The organism is Cupriavidus sp. OTU4054 (assembly GCF_038440175.1).
In the GTDB taxonomy this organism is placed as follows: Bacteria; Pseudomonadota; Gammaproteobacteria; order Burkholderiales; family Burkholderiaceae; genus Cupriavidus; species Cupriavidus pauculus_D.
On record NZ_JASATF010000048.1, the window covers coordinates 22,991 to 29,351 of the forward strand.

Here is a 6,361-nt window from a genome sequence, read left to right on the forward strand (position 1 = left end):
AGGCTTTACATGGAAGGCGCGTGCCTTACATGTTCAGCTGACGCTTGTCGACGGCCAGCGCGGCTTCGCGCAGGACTTCCGACATCGACGGGTGCGGATGGCAGACGCGGCCGATATCCTCGCTCGCGGCCTTGAATTCCATCGCGGCCACGGCTTCGGCGATCAGGTCCGACGCGTTGGCGCCGATGATATGCACGCCGAGGATCTCGTCGGTCTTGGCATCGGCCAGCATCTTCACGAAGCCTTCCGCATGGCCCATGCCCAGCGCACGGCCGTTGGCCATGAACGGGAACTGACCCGACTTGTACTCGCGGCCTTCGGCCTTGAGCTGCTGCTCGGTCTTGCCGACCCATGCGATTTCCGGGAACGTGTAGATGACCCACGGTACCGTGTTGAAATCGATATGCGGCTTCTGGCCGACGATGCGCTCGGCCACGGCCACGCCTTCGTCTTCGGCCTTGTGCGCGAGCATCGGGCCACGCACCACGTCACCGATGGCCCACAGGCCCGGCACCTTGGTCTGGCAGTGGTCGTCCACCTCGATGAAGCCACGCTGGTCCACGCCCAGGCCCACGGCTTCGAGGCCGAGGTTGTCGGTGTTCGGCACGCGGCCTACCGACACGATCAGGCGATCGACGTCCAGCGTCTGCGCGGCGCCGTCCTTGTCCGTGTAGTTCACGGTGACGTTGTCCTTGCCAGCCTTGACCTCGTTGACCTTCACGCCGAAGTTGAACTTCAGGCCCTGCTTGGTCAGCAGCTTCTGCGCTTCCTTGGCCACGCCTTCGTCGGCGGCCGCCAGGAATGTCGGCAGCGCTTCCAGCACGGTCACTTCGGCACCCAGGCGGCGCCATACCGAGCCGAGCTCCAGGCCGATCACGCCGGCACCGATCACGCCCAGCTTCTTGGGCACGGTGTCAAACTTCAGCGCGCCTTCGTTGTCGCTGATCAGCTTGTTGTCGACGGGGATGCCCGGCAGATGACGCGCCTTCGAACCCGTGGCGATGATGACCTGCTTGGCCGTCACGACTTCGCCGGCGATCTCCACCTGGAAACCCTCGGCGGTCTTGCCGACGAACTTGCCGTAGCCCTTGAACAGCGAGACCTTGTTCTTGCGGAACAGGAACTCGATGCCCTTCGTCATCTTGCCGACGATATCGTCCTTGCGCTTCAGCATCTTGGCCACGTCCACCTTGACGTCACCCACGGTAATGCCGTGGTCGGCCAGATGATGCTGCGCGTTGTCGAATTCTTCCGACGAGGCCAGCAGCGCCTTCGAAGGAATGCAACCCACGTTCAGGCAGGTACCGCCAAGGCGGGCTTCGCCCTTGGGATCGTCATAGGCGTTGCCTTCGCAGCACGCCACGTTCAGACCGAGCTGGCCAGCGCGAATCGCGGCGATATAGCCGCCAGGGCCGGCGCCAATGACCAGCACGTCGAATTGTTTGCTCATGGAAATTCCTTTTGCGCGCGCCGCCCCGGCCGCCTTGTGCAGGCGGCCGGCGTTCATGCGGGCGCTATAGACAGAGACTGACGCTTAAAGGTCGAGCAGCAGGCGGGCCGGATCTTCCAGCGCTTCCTTCATGGCGACGAGGCCGAGCACCGCTTCGCGGCCGTCGATGATCCGGTGGTCATAGGACATGGCCAGGTAGTTCATCGGGCGGATCACGATCTGACCGTCTTCCACCACGGCGCGATCCTTGGTGGCGTGCACGCCCAGGATGGCCGATTGCGGCGGGTTGATGATCGGGGTGGACAGCATCGAACCGAACGTACCGCCGTTCGAGATCGAGAACGTACCGCCGGTCAGGTCTTCCAGCGACAGCTTGCCGTCACGGGCCTTGGCGCCGAACTCGGCGATCTTCTTCTCGATGTCGGCCAGGCTCATCTGGTCGGCATTGCGCAGGATAGGCACCACCAGACCGCGCGGCGAGCCCACGGCGATACCGATGTCGAAGTAGCCGTGGTAGACGATGTCGTTGCCGTCGACCGAAGCGTTGATGATCGGATACTTCTTCAGCGCGTGCACGGCGGCCTTCACGAAGAACGACATGAAGCCGAGCTTCACGCCGTGTTCCTTCTCGAAGCGGTCCTTGTACTTGTTGCGCAGATCCATCACCGGCTTCATGTTCACTTCGTTGAACGTGGTGAGGATGGCGTTGGTCGATTGCGATTGCACCAGACGCTCTGCGATACGGGCACGCAGGCGGCTCATCGGCACGCGCTCTTCCGGACGGTCGCCCAGCGCGGCGAAGTCCACCTGCGCCGACACCTGCTGCAGCGCGGGCTTGGCAGCCGCCGGTGCGGGGGCAGCCTTGGCGGCCGGTGCCGGTGCCGAGCTGGCGGCCAGCACGTCGCCCTTGGTGATGCGGCCATCCTTGCCGGTACCGGCAACCTGGCCAGCCGACAGGCCGCCTTCGGCCATCAGCTTGGCAGCCGACGGCATGGCCACGGCGCCTGCGGCGGCCGGGGCAGCCGCGGGTGCGGCAGCAGCCGGTGCGGGGGCAGCGGCGGCCGGTGCCGGAGCGGCGGCGGCCGGTGCGGCGGCGCCAGCGGTGGCTGCGGTGTCGATCTTGGCGATGATTTCATCGGCCACGACGGTATCGCCATCGTTCTTGACGATCTGCGACAGCACGCCGGCGGACGGTGCGGGCACTTCGAGCACGACCTTGTCGGTCTCGATTTCAATCAGGATCTCGTCCTGGGCGACAGCTTCGCCAGGCTTCTTCTTCCAGTTCAGCATGGTCGCTTCGGCGACCGATTCGGACAGCTGCGGAACCTTGACGTCAACAATAGCCATGGTTGGGAAATTCCTCGATGTATGCGTGTGGGTTGAACGGACGGCGGTCGCGGCGGCACACCCTGTGCCGCCGCGAGCCGCCGTCGCGGATTACTTGGTCAGAACAAAGCCCTTGAGCTTGGAGAAGGCGGCTTCCAGCAGTGCCTTCTGTTGCTCGTTGTGCTTTGCGTAGTAGCCCACCGCCGGCGATGCCGACGCGGGACGACCCGCATAACCGAGCTTCTGGCCTTCCGTCATGTTTTCCATGATGTAGTGCTGCACGAAGAACCAGGCACCCTGGTTCTGCGGCTCGTCCTGGCACCACAGGATTTCGGTCGCGCCCGAGTACTTCTTGAGTTCGGCGGCAACGGCCTTGTGCGGGAACGGATACAGCTGTTCCAGACGGATGATCGCCGTGTCGGTGGCGCCGCGTTCCTTGCGGGTGGCGACCAGGTCGTAGTAGACCTTGCCCGAGCACATGATCACGCGCTTGACCTTGCTGGCGTTCAGTTCTTCGTGATCGGGGATGACCGTCTCGAAGTGACCCTTGGCCAGATCGGACAGCGGCGACACCGCGTCCTTGTTACGCAGCAGCGACTTCGGCGTCATGATCACCAGCGGCTTGCGGAACAGACGGATCATCTGACGACGCAGCAGGTGGAAGATCTGGGCCGGCGTGGTCGGCTGGCAGACCTGCATGTTGTGGTCCGCGCAAAGCTGCAGGAAGCGCTCGATACGGGCCGAGCTGTGTTCCGGACCCTGGCCTTCGTAGCCATGCGGCAGCATCAGCGTCAGACCCGAGGCACGGCCCCACTTCACTTCGCCCGACGAGATGAACTGGTCGATCACGACCTGCGCGCCGTTGACGAAGTCGCCGAACTGGGCTTCCCAGATGACGAGCGCGTTCGGTTCGGCGGTCGAGTAGCCGTACTCGAAACCGAGCACCGCTTCTTCCGACAGCACCGAGTCGATCACCGTGAACGGTGCCTGGTTTTCCGACACGTTCTGCAGCGGCACGTAGCTGCCTGCATCCCAGCGCTCGCGCGCCTGGTCGTGCAGCACGGCATGGCGGTGCGTGAAGGTACCGCGGCCCGCGTCCTGGCCCGTAATACGGACCGGGTAGCCCGAAGCCACCAGCGAGGCGAAGGCCAGGTGTTCACCCATGCCCCAGTCCAGCGGCTGGTCGCCACGACCCATGTTCGCGCGGTCCTTGACCACCTTTTCCACCAGCGGGTGGAGCTTCAGGTGCTCGGGCACCGTGGTGATGCGCTCGGCCAGACGCTTCAGTTCCGTCACGGGCACGGCGGTGTCGGCCGTGTCGGTCCACTTGCGGTTCAGGAACGGCATCCAGTCCACGGCGAACTTGTTCTTGAAGTTCGACAGGACCGGATCGGCCGTGTGCTTGCCCGCATCCATCGCGGCGCGGTATTCCTTCACCTTCTCGTCGCCGAAGTCGGCCGGCACGAGGTTCTGCGCGGCCAGCTTGTCGGCGTACAGCTTGCGCGTGCCCGGGTGCTGACCAATCTTCTTGTACATCAGCGGCTGCGTGACGGCCGGGGTGTCCTGCTCGTTGTGACCCAGCTTGCGGAAGCAGATGATGTCGACGACGACGTCCTTCTTGAACTCCATGCGGAAGTCCACGGCCAGCTGCATCGCGTACACGACGGCTTCGGGATCGTCACCGTTCACGTGCAGCACCGGCGCTTCGATCATCTTGACCACGTCCGTGCAATACAGCGTCGAACGCGCATCGCGCGGGTCGGACGTCGTGAAGCCGATCTGGTTGTTGATCACGATGTGCATCGTGCCGCCCGTGCCGTAGCCGCGGGTCTGCGCGAGGTTCAGCGTTTCCATCACGACGCCCTGGCCCGCGAAGGCCGCGTCGCCGTGCACCTGCACCGGCAGCACTTCCTTGTGGCCGGCTTCGCCGCGGCGTTCCTGGCGCGCCTTCGACGAACCTTCGACCACCGGGTTCACGATTTCCAGGTGCGACGGGTTGAACGCGAGCGACAGGTGAACCGGGCCGCCTTCGGTCGAGACGTCGCTCGAGAAGCCCTTGTGGTACTTGACGTCGCCGGCGGGCAGATCGTCAACGTGCTTGCCTTCGAATTCGGCGAACAGGTCGGCGGGCATCTTGCCCAGCGTGTTGACCAGCACGTTCAGACGGCCGCGGTGGGCCATGCCGATCACGATTTCCTGCACGCCCTTGCTGCCGGAGTGCTGGATCATCTCGTCCATCGCCGCGATGAAGCTCTCGCCGCCTTCGAGCGAGAAGCGCTTCTGGCCGACGTACTTGGTGTGGAGGAAGCGCTCGAGGCCCTCGGCCGCGGTCAGGCGGTCCAGAATCTGCTTCTTCTTCTCCAGCGTGAACACGGGCTTGGAACGCGTCGTTTCCAGACGCTCCTGCCACCAGCGCTTCTGCGCCTGGTCGCTTACGTACATGAACTCGGCGCCGATCGTGCCGCAGTACGTTTCACGCAGGTTGTTGAGCAGCTCGCGCAGGCTCATCGACTCCTTGCCGAAGTACGTGTTGCTGGCGTTGAAGACGATGTCGAGATCGGCTTCGGAGAAGCCGTAGAAAGCGGGATCCAGATCCGGCAGAGGCGGACGTTCCTGGCGCTTGAGGGGATCGAGGTCCGCCCAGTAGGTACCGATATTGCGGTAAGCGGCGATCAGCTGCGTGGCAGCGACGCGCTTGCGCCCCATGTCGGAGTCGGCGGAGGCAACGATGGTCTTGATCGGGCCCTGCTTGGCGCGCTCGGCAAACGAAGCGACGATCGGGGCGTGGGGGATGTCACGGGCGTTAGAACCGTCCACTGCGGGAACGTTCTGCATCGCGTCGAAGTACGCGCGCCAGTTGTCGGGGACCGAACTCGGATTCTGGAGGTAGGCTTCGTACAGCTCTTCCACGTAAGGGGCGTTGCCGCCGAAGAGGTACGAATTGCTCTGATACTGCTGCATCATGGGGCGCTCACTATTCTCCGGGTACCCCGGAGTTAAGCGGGTTCATCAACCTTCCGCGACACGGCTTGACCGGTTAGCGGATTGCAAACAACTGTACAAGTTGTGCGGGGAAGGACCTAAGTCTTCACTCGCGAAAGAATAGCACGTTCTCCTACATACAGTGCGTACTTTTCGTTATGCAAAATCAGGCCGGTGCAATGCGGTCCACCGCGTCCGTGATCAGGGTGTCGAGCCCCCACCCGAACAGCTCCGCCGCCCGGGCCGGGTCGTTCACCGTGTAGCAAAGCACCTTGTAGCCGGCCGTATGCGCCTGTTGGATGACGTTGGCATCGAGTTCGCCGTGGTTGGCGTCGAGTCCCACGCAGCCCAGCCGCGCCAGCCGGTCCAGCCAGTCGGTCGGCAGCGTCTTGACCAGCAGCGCGCGCGGCAGGTCCGGCGCGGCCTCCCGCGCGGCTTCCAGCGCCGCTTCGGAGAACGAGGACAGCAGCGGCGGCACCGCCGCGCCCGCCCACAGGGACAGCGCGTCCAGCGCCACGGCGGCGCCGGTCCGGTATTCGTCACCCGGCACGGGCTTGATCTCGATGTTCACGAGCAGGTCGTGGGGGCCCCGGGTTGGGGGCC

4 protein-coding genes are annotated in these 6,361 nt (G+C 64.3%); all 4 read right to left on the bottom strand.

Annotation, left to right across the window (positions count from 1 at the left end; all coding sequences use genetic code 11):
- Positions 1 to 25: 25 nt before the first annotated feature.
- On the bottom strand, positions 26 to 1,450 hold the full coding sequence (gene lpdA, locus AAHB16_RS31595) for a dihydrolipoyl dehydrogenase (protein ID WP_342052829.1): 1,425 nt from the start codon (positions 1,448 to 1,450) through the stop codon (positions 26 to 28).
- Between the two features lie 84 nt (positions 1,451 to 1,534).
- Positions 1,535 to 2,797, bottom strand: a complete 1,263-nt coding sequence (odhB, locus tag AAHB16_RS31600) for a 2-oxoglutarate dehydrogenase complex dihydrolipoyllysine-residue succinyltransferase (protein ID WP_150371358.1) — start codon at positions 2,795 to 2,797, stop codon at positions 1,535 to 1,537.
- Between the two features lie 90 nt (positions 2,798 to 2,887).
- Positions 2,888 to 5,740, bottom strand: coding sequence for a 2-oxoglutarate dehydrogenase E1 component (locus AAHB16_RS31605; RefSeq protein ID WP_150371357.1), 2,853 nt, complete (start codon positions 5,738 to 5,740; stop codon positions 2,888 to 2,890).
- A gap of 184 nt (positions 5,741 to 5,924) precedes the next feature.
- Positions 5,925 to 6,361 (bottom strand): glycerophosphodiester phosphodiesterase family protein (locus AAHB16_RS31610; protein ID WP_342052830.1); only part of this gene is annotated, 437 nt, incomplete at its 5' end.